Source organism: Halomonas sp. E14, from assembly GCF_052568415.1.
In genome coordinates, this window is sequence record NZ_CP199423.1 from 3254350 (window position 1) to 3277255 (window position 22906).

Below are 22906 nucleotides of genomic sequence, written 5' to 3' on the forward strand. Positions count from 1 at the left end.
GGAGTCAGCCGTCGTCTTGGTCGGCGGAGCGTCCCGCCGAGGATTCGAAAGTCGCGGCCTCGCGCGCCAACGGCGCCGATGCCAAGGGAAGAGAGTCATCCGCCAGGTCTGGCTCCCTGGCGGCCTGGCACGGTGAGGCAAAGTAGCCCCGCGCGCGCGCCTGGTCGGCCTGGATCTGCTGCTTCAGCGCATTGAAATCATCGAACTTCACCTCGCCGCGCAGCCTGGCGCAGGGGAACACCGTGAGTCGCTGGCCGTAGAGGTCGCCGTCGAAGTCGAACAGGTGCACTTCGAGCACCGGTCGGTCGCTGCCGACCGTGGGCCGCCAGCCGATGTTGGCCACCCCGGCCAGGCATCGCCCATCGGGCAATTCGGTCATCACCGCATAGACGCCGCGCAGCGCCAGCGGCAGGCGCGGTAGCGGCAGGTTGGCGGTGGGCACGCCGATGGTGCGCCCCAGCTTCTGGTCGGCGACCACGCGGCCACCGAGGCGATAGGGGCGGCCCAGCATCCGCGCCGCCTGGGCGAAATTGCCGCTGGCCAGCAGCGTGCGTACCCGGGTGCTGGAGACCCGCTCGTCGTCGAGCGCGAAGGTGCGCGTATGTTCGACGCTGTAGCCCTCGCGGCCACGCCGCTCGCCCTCTTCGGCCAGCAGGCCGAAATCACCGCTGCGGTCGCAGCCGAAGCGGAAGTCATCACCGACCACCAGGTGGCGCACGCCAAGTCCTTCGACCAGCACGCGGTCGATGAATTCCACCGCGGTAAGGCTGCGCAGGCGGTCGTTGAACGGCAGGCAGAGCACGTAGTCCACCCCGCTCTCACCGAGCAGGCGCACCTTCTCGCGCAGCCGGGTCAGCCGCGGCGGCGCCTGGTCGCCGGCGAAGAACTCGCGTGGCTGGGGCTCGAACACCACTACCGTGACCGGCAGGCGCAGCTTCGAGGCCTGCTCGCGGCACTGGTCGAGAATCGCCTGGTGGCCGCGGTGCACACCATCGAAATTGCCGATGGTGGCCACGCAGCCGCGATGCTCGTCGCGCAGATTGTGCAGTCCTCGAATGACTTCCATCGGGTCGTCGCCATGCCTCGGGTTGAAAACAGGTAAAGGGGTGGATTATAGCGGACCCCCGCCCCCTTGACAGCAGGCTGTCCCGACTCCTCACAGCGAGGGGCGCCGAGGGCAGGTCGATGAGAAGGTCACTTGCCATGGATGGCAAATGTCGCGTCCAGGGAAGGATTCACAGCGCCTTCTCGGCGACCTTCGCCCTCGCATCAGCCCCGGCGCGTGGCTACACGCACAGCGCTCACCCTCGCATCCGGAACTGGCTCGGCCTGACGCCCAGCGCCGCCAGCCAGGCGAAGTAGACCGCCGCACCGGCCACCACCAGCAGCGCAAGCCACTGCACGCGGCTCCACACGCCCCAGCCGAGCCACTGCTGCCAGTCGGGCGACAGCCAGACCAGCCCCAGGCTCATCACCGTGCAGCCGCCAATCAGCTGCACCGCGTAGCGCCCCCAGCCGGGCTGGAACACCAGCACGCCCTGCTTGTAGAGCAGCCAGCCCAGCAGACCGGCGTTGAGGAAGGCCGACAGCGCCGTGGCCAGGGCCAGGCCGGCGTGGGCCAGCGGCCAGATCAGGATCAGGTTGAACACCATGTTGGCGACCATGGCAATGATGCCGACCTTGACCGGGGTCTTGGTGTTCTGGCGGGCGAAGAAGCCCGGGGCCAGCACCTTGATCAGCATGAAGGCGACCAGGCCGAAGGCATAGGCGCGCAGGCTCATGGCCGCCATGACGATGTCGTGCTCGGTCATGGCGCCGTAGTGGAACAGCGAGATCAGCAGCGGCTCGGCCAGGATGGCCAGCGCTAGCGCCGCCGGCAGCCCCAGCAGCAGCACCGCGCGCACCGCCCAGTCGAGCATGGCGGCGAAGTGCTGCCCCGACTGTTCGGCATGGCGCCGGGAGAGCGCCGGCAAGATCACCGTGCCGATGGCGATGCCGAACACCCCCAGCGGCAGCTCGACCAGGCGATCGGAATAGTAGAGCCAGGAGACGCTGCCGGGCGCGAGCAGCGAGGCCAGCACGGTATCCAGCAGCAGGTTGATCTGCGACACCGAGACGCCGAACAGCGCCGGCGCCATCAGCACCAGGATGCGCTTCACCCCGCTGTGGGCGAAATTGGGCCAGGGCCGCGGCATCAGCCCCAGGCGCACCAGGAACGGCACCTGGAAGGCGAGCTGGGCGACACCGGCAATCAGCACGCCCCAGGCCAGCGCCATGGCGGGCTCGCTCATCATGGGGGTGAGCAGCACGGCGGCGCCGATCAGCGACAGGTTGAGCAGCACCGGCGTGAAGGCCGGCACGGCGAAACGGTTCCAGGTGTTGAGCACGCTGCCGGCAAAGGCGGTCAGCGAGATCAGCAGCAGGTAGGGAAAGGTGAGCCTCAGCATGTCGGCGGTCAGCGCCAGCTTGGCCGGGTCGCGGCCGAAGCCCGGGGCGAAGACCCACACCAGCCAGGGTGCGGCGAGCATCGCCAGCGCAGTGATCAGCGCCAGCACCGCGGTCAGGCTGCCGGCCACGGCGTCGAGCAGCTCGCGCACCTCGCGCTTGCTGCCGCGCGTGGCGTACTCGGAGAGCACCGGCACGAAGGCCTGGTTGAAGGCGCCCTCGGCAAACAGCCGGCGCATGAAGTTGGGAATCTTGAACGCCACGAAGAAGGCATCGGCGCCGCTGCCGGCCCCGAACAGGGTCGCCACCACCACGTCGCGCGCAAGCCCCATCACCCGCGACAGCATGGTCATGGCCCCCACCACCAGACCGGAGCGCATCAGCCCGCCGGCCTTGGGCGCCACCGCCCGGTCATCGTCGGCCACCGATGGTGCGCGAGACCGGGTGCTCTTGGGCAGCTTTTCGGGTTCCGTCACCGTTTCATTTCCTCAGCCCTACCTTATGCACGGGACTCACACAGGCACAAAAAAACCGGCCGCAGCCGGTTTTTTCGAGATCGTCGCGCAGGCATCGAAGGTGATGGCGCTGGCGGGACCCCTGTGCGTCCGGCCTTATGCAGCCAGCGCCTTGATGCGCTTGTTCAGGCGGCTCTTCAGGCGAGCGGCCTTCTTCTTGGAGAGCACGTCCTTGTCGGCGATGCGGTCGATGACCGGCTGCGCCTTCTGGAACTCGGACATGGCGGTGGCGTGGTCGCCGCCGTTGATGGCCTTGAGGACGCGCTTGACGTAGGTACGCACCATGGAACGCTGACCGGCCTTCAGTACACGGCGGCCTTCTGCCTGGCGGGCACGCTTACGAGCTTGCTTGCTGTTTGCCACTGACTATCTCCTGGAAAACGTTAACGCCGCCCGGTGAGAGCGGCATCGATAACAATTTGTCCGGCCTGGAAGTTTTGCCTTCCAGCCGGCCTGGCCATTGCGCCAACGCGAAGGTTGTCGACGGGCCGTGTCTGAGAGGATGGCGCATACTATCACAGCTGCACCGCTTCATGCTACAGGCCGCGAACGGCCTGACTCACAGCACCACCAGGTTGTCCCGATGAATCAACTCCGGCGCTTCCATGTAGCCGAGGATCGCCTCGATCTGATGGCTGGGCTGGCCGAGCAGGCGGCGCGCCTCGTCGGCACCGTAGTTGACCAGTCCCTTGGCGATACGCTGGCCCTGTTCGTCGACGCACAGCACCATGTCACCGCGCACGAAGTCGCCCGACAGCGCCTTGACCCCCACCGCCAGCAGGCTCGAGCCACTGCCACGCAGCACCTTCACCGCCCCGGCGTCCAGCGTGAGGCTGCCGCGCACCTGCAGTTGGCCGGCCAGCCAGCGCTTGCGCGCCGCCATGGGCGCCTCTTCGGGACGCAGCAGCGTGCCCAGCGGCTCCCCTTCGGCCAGCCGGGTCAGCACCTCGGGCTGGCGCCCGCTGGCGATCACCGTGACGGCACCGGAGCGTGCCGCCAGGCGAGCCGCCTGGACCTTGGTGGTCATGCCGCCGCGCCCCAGCGCACCGCCGCCGCCGGCCATGGCGGCCAGCGCCGGGTCGTCGGCACGCCCTTCGCTGATGAGAGAGGCCTCGGGATTGTGGCGCGGATCGGCGTCGAACAACCCCTCCTGGTCGGTGAGGATCACCAGCGCCTCGGCCTCGAGCAGGTTGGCCACCAGCGCGCCCAGGGTGTCGTTGTCGCCGAAGCGGATCTCGTCGGTGACCACGGTGTCGTTCTCGTTGATCACCGGCACCACGCGCAGGTCGACCAGGGTGCGCAGCGCCGAGCGGGCGTTGAGGTAGCGCTTGCGGTTGGAGAGGTCGTCGTGGGTGAGCAGGACCTGCGCGGTGACCAGGCCATGGCGCGCGAAGTGATACTCGTAGCACTGGGTCAGGCCGTTCTGGCCCACCGCCGCGGCGGCCTGCAACTCATGCACCGCCGAAGGGCGCACCTGCCAGCCCAAGCGCACCATGCCGGCGGCCACGGCGCCCGACGACACCAGCACCACCTCGATGCCCTGGCGATGCAGCGCGGCAATCTGGTCCACCCAGCCGCCGATAGCCGCCTCGTCGAGCCCCCGCCCGTCGTTGGTCAGCAGCGCGCTGCCGATCTTCACCACCACCCTGCGTGCGCCACGCAGCGCATCACGACCCGGTACCCGCTCGTTGCTCACCTATGCACTCTCCAACAAGGCTGAACCTCAAACCCAGAGAAACTGAGCAGCTCACTCTACATATTCGACCTCGACGTCGTAATCATCGTCGTCGAAGTCGTCATCGTCGTCCTGATCGCGGCGCTTGCGCCGACGACCCAGGCGCGCCTCGGTGCGCGCCACCGCCTCGGCCTCCATCCGCTCGCGCATCTCGCGCTCGCGCTCGGCGGCCTCCTCGTCCTCGTTCTCCAGCCGGCGCTGCTCGGTGAGCCAGCGGTGGGCTGCCTGCACCAGGACGTCGGTGCCTTCGCCGCTGATCGCCGAGATACGAAACACCGGCCCTTCCCAGGCCAGGCCATCGACGATCGCCTGAATACGCGCCTCGCGCTCCGCTTCCGGCACCAGGTCGAGCTTGTTGAGCACCAGCCAGCGCGGGCGCTCGGCCAGGGTCGGCGAGAACTGCTCGAGCTCGAGGGCAATGGCACGCGCCACCTCCACCGGGTCGGACTCGTCGAAGGGGGCCACGTCGACCACATGGAACAGCAGGCGGGTGCGGGTCAGGTGCTTGAGGAAGCGCAGGCCTAGCCCGGCGCCGTCAGAGGCTCCTTCGATCAGCCCCGGCACGTCGGCCATCACGAAATGCTCGTGCATGCCCAGCTTCACCACGCCGAGGTTGGGCACCAGGGTGGTGAAGGGGTAGTCGGCCACCTTGGGCTTGGCCGCCGAGACGGCGCGGATCAGGGTCGACTTGCCGGCATTGGGCATGCCCAGCAGGCCGACGTCGGCCATCACCTTCATCTCCAGGCGCAGGTTGCGGCGCTCGCCGTCGGTGCCCGGCGTGGTCCGCCGCGGCGCCCGGTTGGTCGACGACTTGAAGTGGATGTTGCCAAGCCCGCGCCTGCCGCCCTGGGCCACCAGCACCTGCTGGCCGACCTCAGTGACGTCGGCGATCACCTCGAGGGTGTCCTCGTCGATCACCGTGGTGCCCACCGGCACCTTGACCACCAGGTCGCCGCCGGCACGGCCGCTCATCTGCCGGCCCTGGCCGGGGCGGCCGCTCTCGGCCTGGTAGAAGCGCTGGTACTTGAAGTCAATCAGGGTATTGAGCGCGTCGTCACCGACCAGGTAGACGCTGCCACCATGCCCGCCGTCGCCGCCATCGGGACCACCCTTGGGCACATATTTCTCGCGGCGGAAGCTCAGGCAGCCATTGCCGCCCCTGCCGGCTTCCACGATGATCGAGGCTTCGTCGACGAACTGCATGTGTGACTCTCCCGACGGTTGCTACCGTCATGATACAAGAAGGCCCCGCCTGGGCGGGGCCTTCCCTTTTACCGGCTCGAGCGGTCTCAGGCAGAGACGACGCTGACGAACTTGCGGTTCCGCGGACCCTTGGTCTCGAACTTGACCACGCCATCGCTCAGGGCGAACAGGGTGTGGTCGCGGCCGATGCCCACGCCGGTGCCGGCGTGGAAGCGGGTGCCGCGCTGACGCACGATGATGTTGCCGGCGGTGACGACCTGGCCACCGTACAGCTTGACACCAAGGCGCTTGGATTCTGAATCGCGGCCGTTACGGGTAGAGCCGGCTGCCTTCTTATGAGCCATTGCAAAGTCCTCGCTCGTTAAGGGGAAGCCGCTTAGGCGGAAATCCCGGTGATCTTGACTTCAGTGAACCACTGACGGTGGCCCTGACGCTTCATGTGATGCTTGCGACGACGGAACTTGATGATGCGGATCTTCTCGCCACGGCCGTGGGAGACGATCTCGGCGGCCACCTTGGCCCCGTCGACCAGCGGCGCACCGACGGTCACGTTGTCGCCGTCGGCTACCAGCAGCACTTGGTCGAACTCGACGGTTTCGCCGGTCGGAATCTCGAGCTTCTCGAGCTTGAGCGTCTGACCTTCCTGAACGCGGTACTGCTTACCGCCGCTCTTGATGACTGCGTACATGTCTGTCTCTCCAGAACTCATCGGGGTTGGCTCTTCGTCGGCCTGCTTCGAGTGGCACCCCTCTTGGTACCATCTGACAGGGAGCATGATGAGTGGGCCGCGCATTATAACGATGCCACCGCGCGTGTTCAAGCGCCCCTTGCGCCGGGCCGGCGCAGGCGTCCGGTACGCTCGGCATTGCTTGACGCCCCCATGGGGGCCCCATAGCATGAGCCGCAACCCAAGGCCAGAGCGACGCCACGGCGTGCCGGCCCAACCGCCCGACGACTGTGACCCATGCCAGCCAACGTCTCTTCGAATTCGCCCGCCTCATCCAGCGCCGCCTCGTCCATCCATGCGGCGGTCGCCGACGATTTCGCCGCGGTGAACCAGACCATCATGGACCAGCTGGTCTCCCGCGTCCCCCTCGTCGCCACCATTGGCCAGTACATCATTGCCAGCGGCGGCAAACGGCTGCGCCCGCTCCTGGTGCTGCTGGCGGCGCGTTCGCTGGGCTACCAGGGCGACAAGCACATCGGGCTGGCCACGCTGATCGAGTTCATGCACACCTCGACGCTGCTGCACGATGACGTGGTCGACGAATCGCACATGCGCCGCGGCAAGGCCACTGCCAACGACGCCTGGGGCAACGCCCCCTCGGTACTGGTCGGCGACTTCCTCTATTCGCGCTCCTTCCAGATGATGGTGCAGATCGGCTCGCTGAGGATCATGGACGTGCTCTCCAGCGCCACCTGCGTCATTGCCGAAGGCGAAGTTCAGCAGCTGACCAACGTCGGCAACCCCGACATCGACGAGGCGGTCTACTTCGAGACCATCCAGGGCAAGACTGCCATGCTGTTCGAAGCCGCCTCGCACAGCGGCGCCATCCTGGCCGAGGCCGAGCCCGAGCAGGAGGCCGCACTGCAGCTTTACGGCCGCTACCTGGGCCTGGCGTTTCAGCTGATCGACGACCTTCTCGACTATCAGGGCGATGCTGAGGCCATGGGCAAGAATGTCGGCGACGACCTGGCCGAAGGCAAGCCGACTCTGCCGTTGATCCAGGCGATGGTGGCCGGCACCCACGAGCAGGCCGAGACGATACGCCAGGCGATCCGCCAGGGCGGGCTGGACCATCTCGACGAAGTGCTGGCCATCGTGCGCGACACCGGCGCGCTGGACTATACCCGCGCCCGCGCCGAGGAGATGGCCGACAAGGCCCTGGCACAGCTGGATAAACTGCCTCCCAGCCGCTACCGCGACAGCATGGCCGAGCTGGCCCGACTGGCGGTGGAGCGCAAGAACTGAAGTTAAAGCGGCAGGGCTTGCATGACGTAGGCTTTTGCGTATAATGCCCATCCGTTGGCCAGAGGCCGACATCGAGCCGCTGAACAGGCAGCGTTGCGTCAGGGTTCGACAAGCAAGACACGGAGTATAGCTCAGCTTGGTAGAGCGCTGCCTTCGGGAGGCAGAGGTCGTAGGTTCGAATCCTGCTACTCCGACCAAAGAATGCAGTCAAAACCGCCACTTACGGATTATGCCGGGTGGCGGTTTTGCGTTGCCGGCCACCGGGTCAACACATGGTCAACAAGCTGCGAAAGCCTGCTCGGGGTCACCCAGCCCGAAGGGTCACATTCGAAATGGATGCCTTCGGCGCGGCGTGGCGATCAAGCGCGGGTGCGTGAAGCACAACATTCGGACCAGGACGTGGTGTGGGGTTGGATTTACGACCCAGCAGTCGCCAACCCTCCGCGGGGGGATTCCCCAGATTTGGGTCATCAGGCGAGGGCGGCAGTCACCAGCTTATCGAGCAGCGCGGCACGCATCTTCTTCTTTGCAGTCCAGGCAGCGTTCCTAAGGGCGTCACTGTCCTTGAACAGCAGTTTCCCGTTCGGGTGCCAGCCCAGCACCTGGTAAATTTTCCGCTGGTTCTCTGGCTCGGTGGCCTCGTGCGTGGGCAGCATCTGCAACGAGCGGGACCCGATGCCGGCACGGGGAATCAGAAAAGCATTGATCAACGCGGCACGCTGCTGGCGCTCACTCACCTGCGCCAGCAGCTCCAGGGCGAGAGGGCGCCATGGGTTGGTGCGTTCGAGATGCTCAGCGGCGATTTCTACTCGACTGGCGCGGTCAAATGTCGGCGATCTACTTTCGCCAGCATTGGCGATGCTGCTCCTTGAGGAGAAGCCCAGCGCCCGCTCTCCGGCAACCATGCGATGCTCAACCTCCACGACCATCAGCTCATCGAGCGCATAGGCAAGCGCGGCTTCTCCGGCCTCCGTGCTGGCATGTTCGGTGGCGAGGCGGATCAACTTCACCAGCCCCAAGCGCTTCATCCAGACGTATCGGGATTTGCTCACATAGCCTCCAGCAATAGAAGTTCGTTGGGGAATCAAGGCGGGAAAGGGAAGTCGGTGTCCACCTGTGGGGTATCGCATTTACCAGCCCATAGTGCCGGTCATCTCGCCACCCAGCGACGGAGGAGATCGATAGAACGGCCGTTCCCCTCCAGGGCCTCCGCCGGCAGCTCGAGCGCACCCTCGACCCCGACCAACTCTTTCTCGAGGCGCTCGGCATCCATGGGGTCGGCTGCGCGTGCCAGTCGGGCTCGGATCAACATCTTGCGCCTTCGCTTATCACTGTTCACTGTCGGCACATACAGTATAACCGGCTCAATCGCATAGAAAACATACGCATGCAGGATACAAAAAAGGCGCCCCGATAGGAGCGCCAATGCCCGACGAAGAGGAAGCCGGGCGCCCTGAGTTCATGGGCATCTTCAGGGTTCAGTCCAGCGGGCCTGAAGGTTCGGCGCGATACACTCGCGCCAGCGCTCCACCCGCTTTTCCAGGGTCTGCCGGTCTTCGCCGACCAGGATGCCCAGGCGGCGGCCCTTGCGGCTGTATATCTCCACCCGGCAGCAGCGTGCCAACGTCTGGGCGTGCTCCAGGTTCATCGCGGCGGGCCTGTCGGCGTAGCGGTTAACGGCCATGGGCCCCTCTCTTGCTGGCGTTCTGGCGGGCGTAGATGCGCCGAGGAGACAGCCGGGCCTCTACACTCTCCTTCTCCTCCGGCTCTTCGCCTGTGCGCTTGGCGTCTTCCAGCTCGCGCTCCAGCTCTTCGACTCGCCGGCGAGCGGAGGAAAGATCCTCTTCGATGCGCTCCGGCGTGCGCTTTTCCTCTGCTCTGATGCGATTCATGGCGGCGGCGTGGGCAGCCTTGCGATAGGAGGCGCTCTGATACGGGCTGTGCTTCAGCATGGGTTACTCCTCCCGCCCATAAGCGGTGATTGTCAGGCCCCGATTCAGCAGGTCCCGTTCGGCGTGGTGGTAGAGGTGCGGCAGCCTGATTTCGAGGAGAGCACGGCCATAGCTGCTGCCCGGGAAAGCTTCCTCCAGGTCGGCATAGATCTCGGCCAGCTTCTTGAGCCGATCGCCAGCAACTCTCTCCAGTTCGGTGACCAGCTCACTCTCCAGGGCGGCCAGCTCGGCATCACGAACGCGGGCCAGCACTTCACGATAGGAGCGATTCAGAGCGTCCAGGTGGCTGTCTGCCTGCTCCAGCTTGCGGGCCATCCCTCGGCGGGCGGCTTCCTGGCTGCGGTGCTCCGCCTGGCGCTTCTCCAGGGCCTGGCGGGCCTTCTCGGCGGCTGCCTTGGCTGCCTTCACCTCCTCGCCATCGGCCTCACCCAGCGCCAGCAGGGCCTCCGCTTCCTCGAGACGCTCGGTAGCTGCTCGCTCAGCTTCACGGGCCAGTGCCAGCGGGCTGTCATCGGCGGTGAAGTTGTCGAGCGCCGCGGCGATTCGATCACGCTCGGTGGCCACGGTGTCGCGCTCCTTGCGCAGCTCTGCAAGACCGCTGGCCGATGCCTTGGGCGCCTTCTGTTTCAGTGCTTCAAGGCGCTCCTCGACTTCAGCTCGCACCCCCTCTAGCTCTTCCACCGTGGCGGCGGCCTCTCGGATACTGGCGGCCGCCTGCCGGGAGCGAGTATCCAGAGCAATGACGCTTTCCTGATATTCCCGCGTCTGCGAGCTGAACGCCGAGAAGGAACGAACCTTGCTGGCCATTCCGGCTATCTGCCCCATCAGATCCAGCAGGGTGGCGCGGTCCTGCTCGTCAGACGTGTGGTAGAAATTGCCCATCGCTGGAGACTGATTAGCCAGGCCAATCACGAATCGAGCATGGTTCTCGGCCCGCTCCAAGTCTTTTCGGGCTTCTTCCAAGCCGGTGATCTCCTCGCGCTCGGCCTGGATCTCATCCAACTGCTTAAGCCAGGTGCTCCAGCTCGCCGCCGACTTGTTCTTGAATGCTGCCAACATCGCATCTCTCCTCTTCGGTTGCCGGCCGTGCCGGCGGTGTGCCGTCACGCCTCGGCGGCGGCTTCGTCGTCCTCATCGGCCACGATGGCCTGATACATCTGCTCTCTCAGCGCATCCGTCACGCGCTCCACCAGCTCGATAGCCTCCGGCGGTAGGCCGGCGTCCCGCTCGAGCATGTCAGCCAGGGAGTCGAGGCCGCTGGCCACGGCTTTGGCGAGACTCGCCATTTCCCGCTGTACCTCATCCACGGGCACCAAGTTGCGGAGTGCGCTCTCCAACTTCACGCGTTCGTTTTCCGACTGAAACCAGGCCTTGCGGTCCAGTGGCATCAGCTCGTCAACGTCGATGCCTCCGGCAGCTGATGGGCGGTGATCGGCGGCCAGCGCATTGACCACATCTGCCAGGCGATACACGGCATTCCCCCGGCGTGAACCGGCCGGCGAGATACCCGCGTCCTTGATCACAGCGGACACGGTGCGCCGGTCTCGGCCAATCGCTTCGGCGATGCGCGAAACGCTCCACACATACGCTTGCTCCGTGCTGACCACCTCTCCCATCGCAACCTCTCACCTGTACATCAGCGGCCTATTTCAGCGCCCCTTGATGCACAACTCGCACAGGTCGAAACTCGCGGCGCCGCTGGGATCCTGACCACCTGCGGTGGAGCAGCCAGGGACCGTGAAAATTTGTCGAATTCCGGGACTCGGCGTCCCCGTGGATGGGGGTTTGTCGCCAGGAAGGACCCGCGATTTTTTTCCAGCGGACAGGAGCAGAGCGGCGCTGTAGCGTTTCCCCTTTCGCCGTGAGGAAGTCGAGGTTCGATACTGGCAACCAGCAACTTGCCCTGCCGCACCAGGAGCCAAAGCAACTGCAGGACCGCCCATCAGTGGAGCCCCCCGGTACCGTTCTGGCCGGCCTCGAGCAGCCGCTGCGCCTGCGCCTTACAGCGCATGGCCCTCTCTTGCGCGACTTGTTCCCGCTGTACCAGCTGGGCCAGCTTTTTCATCTGCCACATCGATTGGTTGGCAAGCAGTAGAACCGCCTGCTCTTCAGCCGCACCCAAGGACTCGTGCGAACGGGCAAGCAGGGCATCCGCAAAGGCGGTAAATGGCGCATGGATACCCCCCCGGGGGGCCTTTGCTAGCGCCTGGCCAGCCTCCCTCACTTTTGGGCAGGCAATGCCAGCGCACTGACGGGCGAGCTCATGAAGTGTGGCCAGCTCCTTTTCGTACTCTGCGTGCCGGCAGCTCTGCTCGCGGTAGGCAATCCCCATCTGGACAATCAGGCGCTTCACCTCCGGTGGCCAATCCTTGGAAAACAGGGACTCGATACCCCCCGGGTACTGGCTGCTCTTCATCATGCTGCGCCTCCGTTAATACCCACCAGGAACTCGGTCGCTTCCGCATTGGCTCGGAGCTGAACCTTCTCGATGATCTGCCACATGATCATTTCGAGGGCGGGCTCAAGCCCATCGCTTGAGATTTTGATCAGGCCATCGCCGCTGCGCAGCGCATCGGTACGCGCCCTCAGGTTGTCGATCTGCGCATCAATCACTCTCTTCTGCTGCTCGGCGGCATCCTTCTGAATGTCGAGCTGCTGCTGTATCGCTCGCTCAAGGTTCCAGCGCTGGCTCATGGAGAGATCGCCCCCAGCCAGGGTGCTCCACATATCGGCGGATGCTTCGGCCAGGCTTGAGACGGTGGTACTGGTCGCACCCAGGATGGCTTCGACTTTCTTGGCGTCCGCCTCAAGTTCCGCCACCTTGATGCTGGCGGTGAACTCCATGGCCTTGATGCGTTCGTTGCTTGCCAGCTGGTTCATCTGCTTTTCGAGCTCGAATAGCTGGTCAGAGGTGAGGTCGAGCTTCTTGGCTGCGTCGTCGGCATTGCCGCCCATGATGCTGAGGGAATCGCCGGCCAGGCCGCTTTTCTTCCGCATGCCCTCCAGGGCCGCTGTCATTTCGTGGAAAGCCGCCTCATCGATCATTCCCGCCTCGAACTGACTTTTCACCTTGGCCAGGGCGGCATCGACTTCTTCGGTTCGTGTGGCTGCCTGATAGGTGTTATCGCCTACCTTCTCCCAGGCGATCGCTGTGCTTTCCAGCGAGTTGATGTAGTCCCATAGGGTGCTGCTGTTGGTGTTGATCGCGCTTTCATGGGCTTCGATTTGGATACGTGCCGTTTCGGCGGCGCGGCCCCACTCCTGAAAAGCGGTGAAGCCTTCCAGCATGGCGGCACCTGCCTCGCTTATCCCCCGATCCGCCTCTTCGGCCGCATCGCCAAAGCTGCTCACCTTAACGGCAGCATCGATCGCCTCAGCGGACACGACATTGAAGTCCCGGGCGGCGTTCTCACCCCACCCGAAATAATCGGACAGCCGGTTGTAGGCGATGGCGATTTTCTCTACTTGGAACAAGCTGTACTCGGTGGCAACTCGCTGGGCCCCGGTAGTCTTGTCGAGCTCTTCTTTCAGCTCATCGCTGAAGCCGAAGCGGAAATCATTGAACTGCTTGATCTCTTGGTAGAGTTGATAGATAGCAAAAGCAGCAGCGCCAGCACTGCCCACAAGCCCCAATCCTGATGTACCTAGTGCGGTGGTGAGATTGTTCGTTGCCGCCGTCATGGCCGGAATGGCCCCTTTGGCGCCAGCCAGGTTGTTAACGATGCTCAGTAGATTGCTGAATATTCCTAGCACAATGGTCAGCACGACAGCACCGCCGCCTAGAGTGCCCATCAGCTCCATCCACTCGGGGTCGATCTTCATAACCCACTCGGCAAGATCGGCCAGCTTCTCAATGAAAGGTCCTATGGCGCCGATAGCCCCAGCGGTGTACTGGGCGAACATGTTGAATGCGGTACCCAAGGTGCCGATGACCGAGACAAGTCCTTCGGCGCTTGTAAGATCCGCACCGCTGAAAAGCTGGGAGACGGCTTGGCGCATCGCGTTCATGCCATCCAGGAAGCCGGACCAATCAGCCATTTCTAGGGCAGCCGGCAGGTTAGCGGCCACGTCGAGCAGGGCCTGCTCAATGCTCTGGAAAACCCCCTCGAGCATCGCCACAAACTGATTGAGCTGGCCATCATTGAGTGACACGCCAATCGCGTTGAATATCTCGGCAATGGCCTGCTGGATGCCACCGAACGCATCAAGTAGCGGGTCACCCAGGTTGATCAGCGCGACGCTTACTGCGTTCCTGATTTGCTGGCTACCCCGGTCTATATCGCCGCGCATCTTCTCGACGGCTTCCGAGACCTTTCCCGCTGAGTTGGCGTTGTCATCCAATGCCTTTGAAAACTGCTCGGCAGCGTTCCCAGTCAGATCTAACGCACCAACCAAGCCTTGAGTAGTGCCGAACAGAATCGACATCTGCTCTTCACTGCCGCCAGTCGCCTCCTTGACGTCAAGCAGTACACCCTCAAGCCCCCGTGTCTTCAGCGCTGTAGCATCAAACTCAAGGCCCAAGTCTTCGGCCAGCCTTCTCGCCTGCTGTGTCGGATTGATGATTGAGCTAATGATGTTTACCAACTGCGTGAAAGCAGTGCCGGTGTCTGTGCCAACAAAAGTCAGGGCGCTAACAGAAGCTGACAGTTCGCTGAAATCAATACCGGCAGTTGATGCCAGGCCAGCGGCCTTGCTGATATGGTTGGAGAGTTCAGGAAGAGTAGTGGCGCCGTTCTGGATGGTCGAAAACAACAGATCGGAGTATTCCTGAGCCTCATCAATGCCGGCGCCGTAGGAGTTGAGCGTAGGCACCACCGCCATGAATGCTTGGTTCAGGGTTGACCCGCCAGCAATAGCAAGCTGGTCGATAACCGAAATCAACCCTAACACATCGTCACGATCGACCCCGAGAGAAAGCGCTTGGTAGACCGCATCCCCAATATCAGAAAGCGACGAAGATGAGGTGCTAGCGAAGTCCAGAATCTCACGCCTGAACCCCCCAAGCGCCTCTACCGGCTCATTGATCATCGTCGTGATCATTCGCCACTGGCTGTCGAAATCGCCGGCCACCTTGATAGCCAGGCCGGTGACAGCCACGCCGGTTGCCAGCAGTGCCGCCTCTGCCTTCAGAACAGCGGTAGTGAAGTCGGCCAGGGGTTGCGCAGCCTGTTGAACGCTTCCGCTCACGCTATCGAGCTGGCGCGTCACTGACGATACACCAGCCCCCATTTGGTCCACGCCCTCGAAGATGATGGCAACGGATTTTTCGAGATCGGCCACGGCGGCTCCTTGTCATGTTCGTTGGGCGGGGCCTACAGGCTCATGCCGTTACTTCCCACCGGCTTGCGCCAGCACTCACCAGGCGCGGGGCAGCAATAGCGCTGGCTACGCTGTCAGTCGTTTCCTCGGTTACGTCACCTGATGGCCATGGGTACCAGGCCGCTGTGCCAGCCTCGATCTCGGCGTAGCTGCTCAACGTGAACTCGACGCGGGCTTCTGTGCCGGGCACCACTGATACCGCGATGCGGTCTCGCTCAAGGCTGGGGAGAATCAAGGGGGCGCTGGTCGCATCCGATACGGTTTCGGCATGGAACCATCGAGTATCAGTGCGATGGGGCAGGCTCTCGCTTCGCATTGCGTTGTAGGCCACAGCGGCCTCCTGTCAGTCGTTGAGAGGCCGGGCGGGGGCTCGTGTAGGTTTGCTCAGCAGCAATAGCCAGCCAGCGGCATGGGGATCACCACTGCGAGCGAGCTCATCAAGCTGACGATAGAGTTCGACCCGACGGCGGCGAGATGGCCGGGCTTGAGTGCCGCGATTCTTGCTCTCTGTGATTGGCATGGTAGCTGTCCATCCATACAGTGATACCGTATATTGTATTCATCATGGACCAAATTGCCACATATTGTGCTTTTTCTATTCAGATTGCCGTTATCTGCCGCTGGAACGTCTTTAAGCGACAAAATATGGAGGCGATGAACAGCAAGGCTGGAGTGGAATGTCCCAACCTTGAGTCCTTAGTCAGGCCGCGGAGCGTTTCATAGCCCCATCAAGGTGGAAGTCCAGATTGAGCATTCGATGGTTTCTAAGCAGGGACGTGAGCGAGCTGCTCACGCCTTTCCTCGCCTGAGACTGAAAGGGTTGCCAGCAGGCCGTGGGTGCTGCCCAGTCGCTGGTGGATGTCGCGCATCAGATCATCTCCATGGCGGACTTGGGCTTGCGCATCGCCGTGTTCTTGGTCTTGGCGGCATCCATCAACTGGGAGATGCGAACGCGATCGAGGTCTTCGAAGCGGGCGTTGGCGAGCCTGGCAGCGACGTAGATCGTGCCGGTCTCGCCCTCCCGCTGCTTGGCGATGATGATTTCGGCAACGCCTTGGGTCAGCTCGTCGTCGGGTTCGTAGGCCTCGTGCCGGTACAGGAACAAAATCAAGTCAGCATCCTGCTCCAGCGAGCCGGATTCTCGTAGGTCTGCCATGAGGGGGCGCTTGTCTTGGCGGGTTTCGAGGCCGCGGTTGAGCTGCGACAGCGCCAGCACCGGGCAGTGGAGCTCCTTGGCAAGCAACTTCATCGAGCGCGACAGCTCGGAAACTTCCTGCTCTCGGCTGCCATGCTTGCGGTCGGGTCGCGCCAACTGCAGATAGTCGACCATCACCACCCCCAGGTCACCGTAGTGGTCGCGCCAGCGCTTGGCCGACCGCCTGATCTGTGCCGGGGTCATACCGGCCCGGTCATCAATGATCAACGGGGCATCCTTGAGCAGATGTATCCCTGCCATACGATCGAAGTGCTCCGGCGTCATGTGCGCCTTGGGGTCGCGGATCGCACGCAGCGGCACATCGCAGACGGCGGCGGTCATGCGATTGCGCAGTGCTCGACGATCCATTTCCATCGAGAACACCACCGCCGGACGCCGGTCGCGGACGCAACAGGCGCGTAGCACGTTCAGCGCGAAGGCAGTCTTGCCGGCGGCGGGCCGCCCGCCGACCAGGACCAACTGCCCCGGGTGCATGCCCAGCGTACGCTCATCCAGATCGGTGAGGCCGAAGGAAACCCCCATGGGGCTTTCCTCGCCGTTCCAACGCCGGTCGATCTCGTCGAGCATGTCGCCGAGGTCGGCACCGATGGCAGCACCCTGCTGGCCATCATTGCGAAGCAAGCGCAGCAGACGGTCCTGAGCGGAATCCACGATGCCGGTAAGGGTTTGCTGCTTGTCCCGGGTCATCGACTCGAGGTTGGTCAGTTCATCGAGCAGCCGACGGCGGCCGGCGAGGTCGACCACGATCTCGGCGTAGGTCATCGCATTGGCGGTGCTGGGCGTATTGCGTGCAATCTCGGCCAGGTAGGCCAAGCCGCCCACGTCGTCGCTGGCATGCTCGTGTTCCATACGCTCTGCGACGGTCACCACGTCCACGTCCTGGCCGCCAGAACGCAGGCGGGTCATCGCAGACCAGATTACCGCGTGCTCGAGGGTGTGGAAGTCCTGGTGGGTTACCGCATCGGCCAAGCGGTCAATCAGTGCATTATCGAGCAGACAGGCGCCGATGACGCTCTGCTCGGCCTCAAGGCTGTGCAGACTCATGCGTCACCCCCATGGTATTTCATGGACAGAATCTTTTCGAAGTTCTCGGCCTTGGCGACCCAGTCCAGCCCGAACCAGCTGGAGTCATCACGCATCAAGAACTCGGAGCGGCGCAGGAACCGGATGAACCGGCCCCACCACTCGATACCACTGGCTGTGTCGGTGTACAGCGGTTCTCCGGTCTGCTCGTTGAGGATCACGAACCCGGACTTCCAGCGGGCAGTCAGGTTGCGAGCCCTGGCGCTGTTAGGCCATAGGCTGCGCACCGGCTGGCGCTTGTCGGGCATGATCTCGGCCCACAGGTCGAGGATCGCCTGGTGGGGGCAGGGCGATAGGCCAGTGCGCTTGGCCGAAGCCGTTTTCGGTTTCTTAGGCTCGCCGAGGAAATCCTGGTCGACAGGGTTCGCGTCGTCGGCATCAGCCGTCGACTCTTCCCCGTAAGGGGAAGAACTGTCTTTCCTGTCTTTATATGCGTCCCCATTTTGGGGGCGTTGAACGTCCCCATCTTGGGGTCTGTGACCCTGGTTTGGCACAGGCGGCCGTTTTGGGGTCACTCGCGCCTGCTCAGCCTCGAAATTCCAGTCGTCGACGCGAGTGTTGATGCCGACCGGCGAACGGCTTCCGCCTTCACGGATCAGCACCCGCTTGCGTAGCAGGCTGTTCAGCGCTTCGCTGCAACGCTTCGGCGTCATGCCTGTCATCTTGGCCAGGGCGTCCTGTGAGAGCCGGGCCGTGGAGCGCTGCCAGCCGAAGGTGGCACGCTCCACGGCTCGCACGATGCGGGCCTCGCGACTGGTAAGCGGGGCCCGCATCAGTGCCTCGACGATCTCGTTGGCGGTGCGCACGTAGCCATGTTCCACCTGGGCCCCCTTGGGCCGAGACGGCGCCCTGGCCGCCCCGAACCGATCGCGGAGATGAATCACCTTGCTCATAGAAGCACCTCCGACCTCTGCCGAATACGCGCTTCCTCCGCCTCGAAATGCCGGCGCCAATCATCCGGCATCCCGTCAACCTCAGGCAGCACGTCGGCATCCTCGAAGAGCACCACCTCGGCCTCGTTGCGCTCGTCGGTGTAGAGCGCCGCCTCGGAGCGGTGAACCTCCCGCCTGAGCACCAGGGGATTGCCCAGACGGTCAGCGTGGCGCATGGCAAACCAGCAGGCCATAGGGCGGCTGGTCGTCCAGGATAGCCCTGCGGCGGCTTCGTGGTGGCCGATACCGGCGGTGCCCCGCCAGACAGTCAGGGTCTGTGGAAGGGCGCCTGTATCGAAGGCGGCATGCTCGAACATGGATCGCAGACGGCCGGCGTCATAATCCGCCGTTGCGAGCACGTGCTGGTGATCGTGTTCCCATGCTCCGAGGAGAAACGCGCGGTAGGCCGGGGCGGGGATCGCCATCTGCCACAGCACCGCAACGGCCTTCCCTCGCTGATCATTGCCCATGGCAGTGCATAGGCGGGACGCGGCATCAGGATCGCCGGCCAGGGTGCCTGCCAGGTGCCGCTTGCCCCATGCCGGTGTCAGCATTTCGATGGTCACCGATCCACCTCCCGGCCATCAGAGATGGCCTCGATCAGGTGGCTTCGGCCGCACCGGCCAGCTGCCGGAACTGGCCGGACAGCCGGCACAGCTTGGCCTTGCGCAAGATCACATCGCGCCAGCAGCCGGTGAACATCGGCGCCCAGTGCGCTACCCTGCTGGTGAGCCCCTGCCAAGCTCGCTTTCGGTGCCCCGCCCTTGTGGTGGGGCGCTTTCGTTTGTGGCGTCATAGCGGCCCCTCCAAGCTGGACAGAATCTGCAAGCGGTGATTGAGCAACCTTTCCAGGAAGGCGCGGAGCTCTGCTTTCTCGCGTTTCGTGAGCGCCAGCATTCCGTGGCTGGTCGCTACTTGGCCGAGGCAAGGCAGTTGCTCGCGCAGGGACCACTGCGTGCGGTCAATGGCATCTCCGAGAGATCGAGCACCAATGTCCATGGTGATGTCGGTTGGCGTCATCGCATGGCCTCCCATTCGTCCGCCATGGCTTCGGCCATCTCGTCTGCTCGAGAAGCAAGCTCTTCGAGGGCCGACATCAGGCAGCCAAGTCGATATTGGTTCAGGTAGGGCTTCCCATCCTCGCAGGCAGCGCGGCTAAGATCCTCTTGCACCAGTTGAGCAATGCCCTGCACACCACTGGCGATATTGGCGAGTGAAACGTGTCTCATGACTCACCTCCACTGCGTGCGGAGGCATCCAGATTGAGGAGAACATGGCTTAGCACGTCCCGAAGAGCGTCATTGTAATTGCCGCACCGTAGGTGGTAGTCGATGATCTGCGGCGACTCTGGATCGAATGTCACCTGAAGGGTTCGCTTGTCGGTCTGTTCAACACAGCAGGCATCGGAACGGCCAGTGTGGAGGAGGGCTTCTTGCCAAGTTGGGGCCAAAGCTTCGATGCGAGTGCCAGTGAGGGCCAGGTAGACGACGTGTGATGTCCCGACTTCCTTGCTGGGCATCGCACCGCTCTTCATGTCATCGCATGCTTCTGCAAGCCAGGGGTTCTGATTACGGCTGATGCCGCCGGGTACCGGCTCACCGCAGGGGTCTGAAAAATTGACAGGCCCTCTACTGGAAAGCTCTTGAGAATCTAGCTTCGTTCGGGCGGCCAGGTGCTGCTCAACATCTTCCAAACTCCATCCCTCGGCACAGAGAGCCAGCGCCAACCGAGTGTCCGGATGAAGCTCTATCGGGCGCCTCGGCCGGGCATTATCCAGTCCGGTACGGTTGGCGGCACGGCGGCAAAACTCGGTCACGATATGCGCCAGCAACGGGGTCAGGCTGGGGTCGTTCTGCGCGAGCTGTTCAAGGCGGGTAGTCATGACGCCACCTCCTGCTCGCTGGCGCGGGCTTCCAGGTGACGGGCTTTCTCGGTGTGGTAGTTGTATCTGCGAAGGCGGGTGCTGGCGCTGGAATCAGCGAACAGGGCGGCGCGGGCCATTGCACGATGTGCGGCGGCACGGGCAGACGGATTACGGGTAAGGAACAGGCGGAATGATGCCATGGTGGGGACTCCTTTGTGATTGGAGTCGCCCGCATCGCTGCTAATCAATGGGGGCGACTGTACGCGGGTTAGCAGACCGGACACAAAGGAACCCGGCAGGCCGAAGCCTCCCACGCACAGCCGCCATAACGGCATCAAAAAAGCGCCGAGCTGGATGGCGGCGCTTGTGCGCCTTTGTGATTCCGGGCTGCTAATCCCGGCCACCGAATTTGCGGTGGCCGATGAAGCGTAGCCCGTGCCAAACCGGCACGTCAATACCGGCTGCATGCTTTGCAAGTATGGTGATAGGGTCAGCATCAGGAAGCCCCGCCATCGTCGCGTGCCAAGCGGCGAGCCTCGAGCTGAGTCAGGGCCTCGGCGGCTGCCCCGCGATCCTCCGGCGCCAGCCAGTAGCTCTTCGCGTTGTACTCCTGCCCGTGGCGGTTGGTCAGACGGCGCCACTCGCTGCGAACCTGGATGCCGCAGCGGCGCTTCAGATCGGACACCACGGTGTTCCAGTGGCCGACTTCGAGCACACGACTGGCATATTGCCCGGTGGTCGATTCGACCTCGAGGAGATGGTGGAGGGCGCGCTCCAGTACGGTTGGGCGTGACATGTGCGGCCCTCCTCAGCGGCTTTCGCTGGCCAGGGCGGCCGCGGTGGAGGGATAGGCATCGGCACCTTCGAGCCAACTCTGAATATCACTGAAGCGGTAGCGGATCGATCGGCCACGCTTCACGAAGGCAGGAGCCGGGCTCCCGAGCAGGACACCAGTTCGGCGCGCATCGCGCCCGGTCCGAATCGAACAGGGGATCAGGTAGGGGAAGACCTGGCGCTCGGTTAGTTCGATCAGGTGCGGCGCCAGCCCCGCACGCTGCGACTCGAGGATCTCGGCGAGCACGCGGCCGCGCTCGGTCTGGTACGTTTCAGGGGTGGGGTGGGTGGTTTCGGTATGGGCTGTGGTTGCCATCTTGCCTCCAGCGTCGTGGTTGACGTTCAGGAGGAGGATGGCCGGTTGCAGTCGCAACAACATTCCCAGAAAAGTGCCACTTGCTGGGAACATCGGTGTGACGTTATAGGTGACGTCTTTTCTCGCGGGCCCTTCTGGCGAGTCGAGCTTTTAATTCGCTGCTGAGCTTATCGTTATATCGATTGAAGAGAGTCTTCGAGTTGAGGCCGTACTTCGGAGCCACGTAATCGAAAACACTTTCTCTATCAATCTCGGCAGTGTTCGGGTTCACCACATATCGCTCAGGATTTTTCCAGTACAGCATGATGCACTCTTGTATCGCCGCATCGTACTTCTGCAGCGCGTCGGCGTTCTTCAGGGTCTTTTGCTTGGCTGGCAATCCAGCCCCTTCGCCCAAGTGATGGTCAAGTCGCGCTCGATACCGGTCTACCGCCAGGTCAATGTCGCCGCGATCATAGAGACGAGGCGGGATGGGGCCGGCAGCATCCCTCATAGAGGCCAGTAGGCCCCCAGCTCGCTCTCCATATTCTTCGTGGTACTCAGCACGCCGTTGATTAGAGTCTTCGCGCGCCTCTCGCACCTCGTTGATGATCTCTGCCAGTGAGGCCAGCGGCAGGTCGCCCTGGGAGTGCTGCCGTTGGGCATAGCGATGTAGAACCGCGGCCAGGAAGTCAGCTGGCGCGGATCTTTCGTCTGACGGGTGGTTGAGGTTGAGATAAATCTCCAGCTGTTCGACTGCAGTCGAAAGCGCTTCGTCGAGTTTATCGAGTGCGGCGGACGGATCGCCGGCTTCATCGTGGTGGGCCATGTCTCACACTCCCCAGTGTGAGCCCCAGGCAGATAAGTCAGCCGGCGAGCGCTGGGGCGGCGCGTTTCGGGTGTACGGCCCTAGCCGGCTGGTGGAGTCAGCATGCCGCAATAGGCTGTGTATGCCAAGGCCTATTCGGCGGGTGGATATTGGCGGCGGGTGTGGACCACGCTTATGACCTCGATCCTGGTTGAGGTGACACGGTAGACGATCAGGTAGTTGGGGTGAGCGACAAGCTCACGAGTACCGGACACGCGGCCGGCTGGGTAGAGATAGGGGTGTTCAGACAGTGCCAGAGGGGCCGTTGCCAAGCGAGCCTTCAAACGCCGGGCTGCGCCGGGATTCTCCTCGGCAATGAAGCTGACGATGGCGGAGAGATCGGCAAGGGCGCCGTCGAGCCAAACGATTGGCAACATCAGGCACGGCCGCGCTGTCGGCGCTCGGCATCCTCAATGATCGCATCCATCATTGCCATGGCCTCATCGTGCGGCACGCCTAGGCCCGGCTCGGCCAGGCTGGCCTGGACCTTGGCGCACAGCCAATGGTCATAGGCATCTGCCTGTTCCTGAGTCTCGAATTCGGAGACGATGGGATCCAGCCGCGTGGTCATAGCATGCGCTCCAGGCCTTGGGGTTGCTGTCAGTGTAGCGCGTCGGCGCCAGCTTTATCATCTACTGGGTACCAGTAGCGCCAGCAACGGGGTTTCGCGACT

General features: G+C 63.5%; 27 protein-coding genes and 1 tRNA gene. 2 read left to right on the forward strand and 26 right to left on the reverse strand.

Features of this window, described 5'->3' with window-relative positions:
- Positions 1-4: 4 nt before the first annotated feature.
- From ribF to rplU, 7 genes are all read right to left on the reverse strand, one after another.
- Positions 5-1066 (reverse strand): bifunctional riboflavin kinase/FAD synthetase, encoded by a 1062-nt coding sequence (gene ribF, locus ACT7B3_RS15165; protein ID WP_444676725.1) that lies wholly within the window; start codon positions 1064-1066, stop codon positions 5-7.
- A gap of 235 nt (positions 1067-1301) precedes the next feature.
- A complete protein-coding gene (gene murJ / locus ACT7B3_RS15170; RefSeq protein ID WP_445158522.1) occupies positions 1302-2921 on the reverse strand; it encodes a murein biosynthesis integral membrane protein MurJ in 1620 nt (539 codons plus the stop codon).
- Positions 2922-3056: 135 nt separating this feature from the next.
- Positions 3057-3323, reverse strand: a complete 267-nt coding sequence (gene rpsT / locus ACT7B3_RS15175; protein ID WP_445158523.1) for a 30S ribosomal protein S20 — start codon at positions 3321-3323, stop codon at positions 3057-3059.
- Positions 3324-3519: 196 nt separating this feature from the next.
- Complete coding sequence (proB, locus tag ACT7B3_RS15180) at positions 3520-4656, reverse strand: glutamate 5-kinase (RefSeq protein ID WP_445158524.1); 1137 nt, start codon at positions 4654-4656, stop codon at positions 3520-3522.
- Positions 4657-4707: 51 nt separating this feature from the next.
- The gene (cgtA, locus tag ACT7B3_RS15185) at positions 4708-5898 is read right to left on the reverse strand and encodes an Obg family GTPase CgtA (protein WP_445158525.1); all 1191 of its coding nucleotides are present in this window, start codon (positions 5896-5898) and stop codon (positions 4708-4710) included.
- 86 nt (positions 5899-5984) lie between these two features.
- The gene (rpmA, locus tag ACT7B3_RS15190; protein WP_445158526.1) at positions 5985-6242 is read right to left on the reverse strand and encodes a 50S ribosomal protein L27; all 258 of its coding nucleotides are present in this window, start codon (positions 6240-6242) and stop codon (positions 5985-5987) included.
- A gap of 32 nt (positions 6243-6274) precedes the next feature.
- Positions 6275-6586: a 50S ribosomal protein L21 gene (rplU, locus tag ACT7B3_RS15195; RefSeq protein ID WP_104204423.1), complete on the reverse strand. Its 312-nt coding sequence runs from the start codon at positions 6584-6586 to the stop codon at positions 6275-6277.
- A 276-nt stretch (positions 6587-6862) separates the two neighbouring features.
- On the opposite strand from rplU, the gene ispB reads away from it, so the two are divergent.
- The gene (gene ispB / locus ACT7B3_RS15200; RefSeq protein WP_445158527.1) at positions 6863-7870 is read left to right on the forward strand and encodes an octaprenyl diphosphate synthase; all 1008 of its coding nucleotides are present in this window, start codon (positions 6863-6865) and stop codon (positions 7868-7870) included.
- 120 nt (positions 7871-7990) lie between these two features.
- A tRNA-Pro gene (locus tag ACT7B3_RS15205) sits at positions 7991-8067 on the forward strand.
- A gap of 273 nt (positions 8068-8340) precedes the next feature.
- Here the strand turns inward: ACT7B3_RS15205 and ACT7B3_RS15210 are convergent.
- The 19 genes from ACT7B3_RS15210 to relB form a co-directional block, all read right to left on the reverse strand.
- Positions 8341-8922 (reverse strand): hypothetical protein, encoded by a 582-nt coding sequence (locus tag ACT7B3_RS15210; RefSeq protein WP_445158528.1) that lies wholly within the window; start codon positions 8920-8922, stop codon positions 8341-8343.
- Positions 8923-9341: 419 nt separating this feature from the next.
- The gene (locus tag ACT7B3_RS15215) at positions 9342-9554 is read right to left on the reverse strand and encodes a hypothetical protein (protein WP_445158529.1); all 213 of its coding nucleotides are present in this window, start codon (positions 9552-9554) and stop codon (positions 9342-9344) included.
- A complete protein-coding gene (locus ACT7B3_RS15220) occupies positions 9544-9822 on the reverse strand; it encodes a hypothetical protein (RefSeq protein WP_445158530.1) in 279 nt (92 codons plus the stop codon). Before ACT7B3_RS15220 ends, ACT7B3_RS15215 begins: the two co-directional genes overlap by 11 nt.
- A gap of 3 nt (positions 9823-9825) precedes the next feature.
- Positions 9826-10929, reverse strand: coding sequence for a hypothetical protein (locus ACT7B3_RS15225; RefSeq protein ID WP_445158531.1), 1104 nt, complete (start codon positions 10927-10929; stop codon positions 9826-9828).
- Positions 10926-11438 (reverse strand): DUF1441 family protein, encoded by a 513-nt coding sequence (locus tag ACT7B3_RS15230; RefSeq protein WP_445158532.1) that lies wholly within the window; start codon positions 11436-11438, stop codon positions 10926-10928. Before ACT7B3_RS15230 ends, ACT7B3_RS15225 begins: the two co-directional genes overlap by 4 nt.
- Positions 11439-11764: 326 nt before the next feature.
- On the reverse strand, positions 11765-12241 hold the full coding sequence (locus ACT7B3_RS15235) for a hypothetical protein (RefSeq protein ID WP_445158533.1): 477 nt from the start codon (positions 12239-12241) through the stop codon (positions 11765-11767).
- Positions 12238-15102 carry a phage tail tape measure protein gene (locus ACT7B3_RS15240; RefSeq protein WP_445158534.1) on the reverse strand — a complete coding sequence of 955 codons (2865 nt, stop codon included), beginning with the start codon at positions 15100-15102 and terminating at the stop codon, positions 12238-12240. Before ACT7B3_RS15240 ends, ACT7B3_RS15235 begins: the two co-directional genes overlap by 4 nt.
- Positions 15103-16009: 907 nt before the next feature.
- Positions 16010-17401 (reverse strand): replicative DNA helicase, encoded by a 1392-nt coding sequence (gene dnaB, locus ACT7B3_RS15245; protein WP_445158535.1) that lies wholly within the window; start codon positions 17399-17401, stop codon positions 16010-16012.
- Complete coding sequence (locus ACT7B3_RS15250; RefSeq protein ID WP_445158536.1) at positions 17398-18333, reverse strand: replication protein; 936 nt, start codon at positions 18331-18333, stop codon at positions 17398-17400. The genes dnaB and ACT7B3_RS15250 overlap by 4 nt, the downstream gene beginning before the upstream one ends.
- Positions 18330-18938 (reverse strand): hypothetical protein, encoded by a 609-nt coding sequence (locus tag ACT7B3_RS15255; protein ID WP_445158537.1) that lies wholly within the window; start codon positions 18936-18938, stop codon positions 18330-18332. The genes ACT7B3_RS15250 and ACT7B3_RS15255 overlap by 4 nt, the downstream gene beginning before the upstream one ends.
- Positions 18939-19164: 226 nt before the next feature.
- Entirely contained in the window at positions 19165-19392 is a 228-nt protein-coding gene (locus ACT7B3_RS15260; protein WP_445158538.1) for a hypothetical protein, read from the reverse strand.
- Positions 19389-19601 (reverse strand): hypothetical protein, encoded by a 213-nt coding sequence (locus ACT7B3_RS15265; RefSeq protein WP_445158539.1) that lies wholly within the window; start codon positions 19599-19601, stop codon positions 19389-19391. Before ACT7B3_RS15265 ends, ACT7B3_RS15260 begins: the two co-directional genes overlap by 4 nt.
- Positions 19598-20254, reverse strand: a complete 657-nt coding sequence (locus ACT7B3_RS15270) for a hypothetical protein (protein ID WP_445158540.1) — start codon at positions 20252-20254, stop codon at positions 19598-19600. The genes ACT7B3_RS15265 and ACT7B3_RS15270 overlap by 4 nt, the downstream gene beginning before the upstream one ends.
- Positions 20251-20436, reverse strand: a complete 186-nt coding sequence (locus ACT7B3_RS15275) for a hypothetical protein (RefSeq protein ID WP_445158541.1) — start codon at positions 20434-20436, stop codon at positions 20251-20253. The genes ACT7B3_RS15270 and ACT7B3_RS15275 overlap by 4 nt, the downstream gene beginning before the upstream one ends.
- Before the next feature lie 296 nt (positions 20437-20732).
- Complete coding sequence (locus ACT7B3_RS15280) at positions 20733-21032, reverse strand: hypothetical protein (RefSeq protein WP_445158542.1); 300 nt, start codon at positions 21030-21032, stop codon at positions 20733-20735.
- 12 nt (positions 21033-21044) lie between these two features.
- The gene (locus ACT7B3_RS15285; RefSeq protein WP_445158543.1) at positions 21045-21386 is read right to left on the reverse strand and encodes a hypothetical protein; all 342 of its coding nucleotides are present in this window, start codon (positions 21384-21386) and stop codon (positions 21045-21047) included.
- A 103-nt stretch (positions 21387-21489) separates the two neighbouring features.
- A complete protein-coding gene (locus ACT7B3_RS15290) occupies positions 21490-22194 on the reverse strand; it encodes a hypothetical protein (RefSeq protein ID WP_445158544.1) in 705 nt (234 codons plus the stop codon).
- Between the two features lie 131 nt (positions 22195-22325).
- Positions 22326-22610, reverse strand: a complete 285-nt coding sequence (locus ACT7B3_RS15295; protein ID WP_445158545.1) for a type II toxin-antitoxin system RelE/ParE family toxin — start codon at positions 22608-22610, stop codon at positions 22326-22328.
- A complete protein-coding gene (relB, locus tag ACT7B3_RS15300) occupies positions 22610-22804 on the reverse strand; it encodes a type II toxin-antitoxin system RelB family antitoxin (RefSeq protein ID WP_445158546.1) in 195 nt (64 codons plus the stop codon). The genes ACT7B3_RS15295 and relB overlap by 1 nt, the downstream gene beginning before the upstream one ends.
- Positions 22805-22906 lie beyond the last annotated feature (102 nt).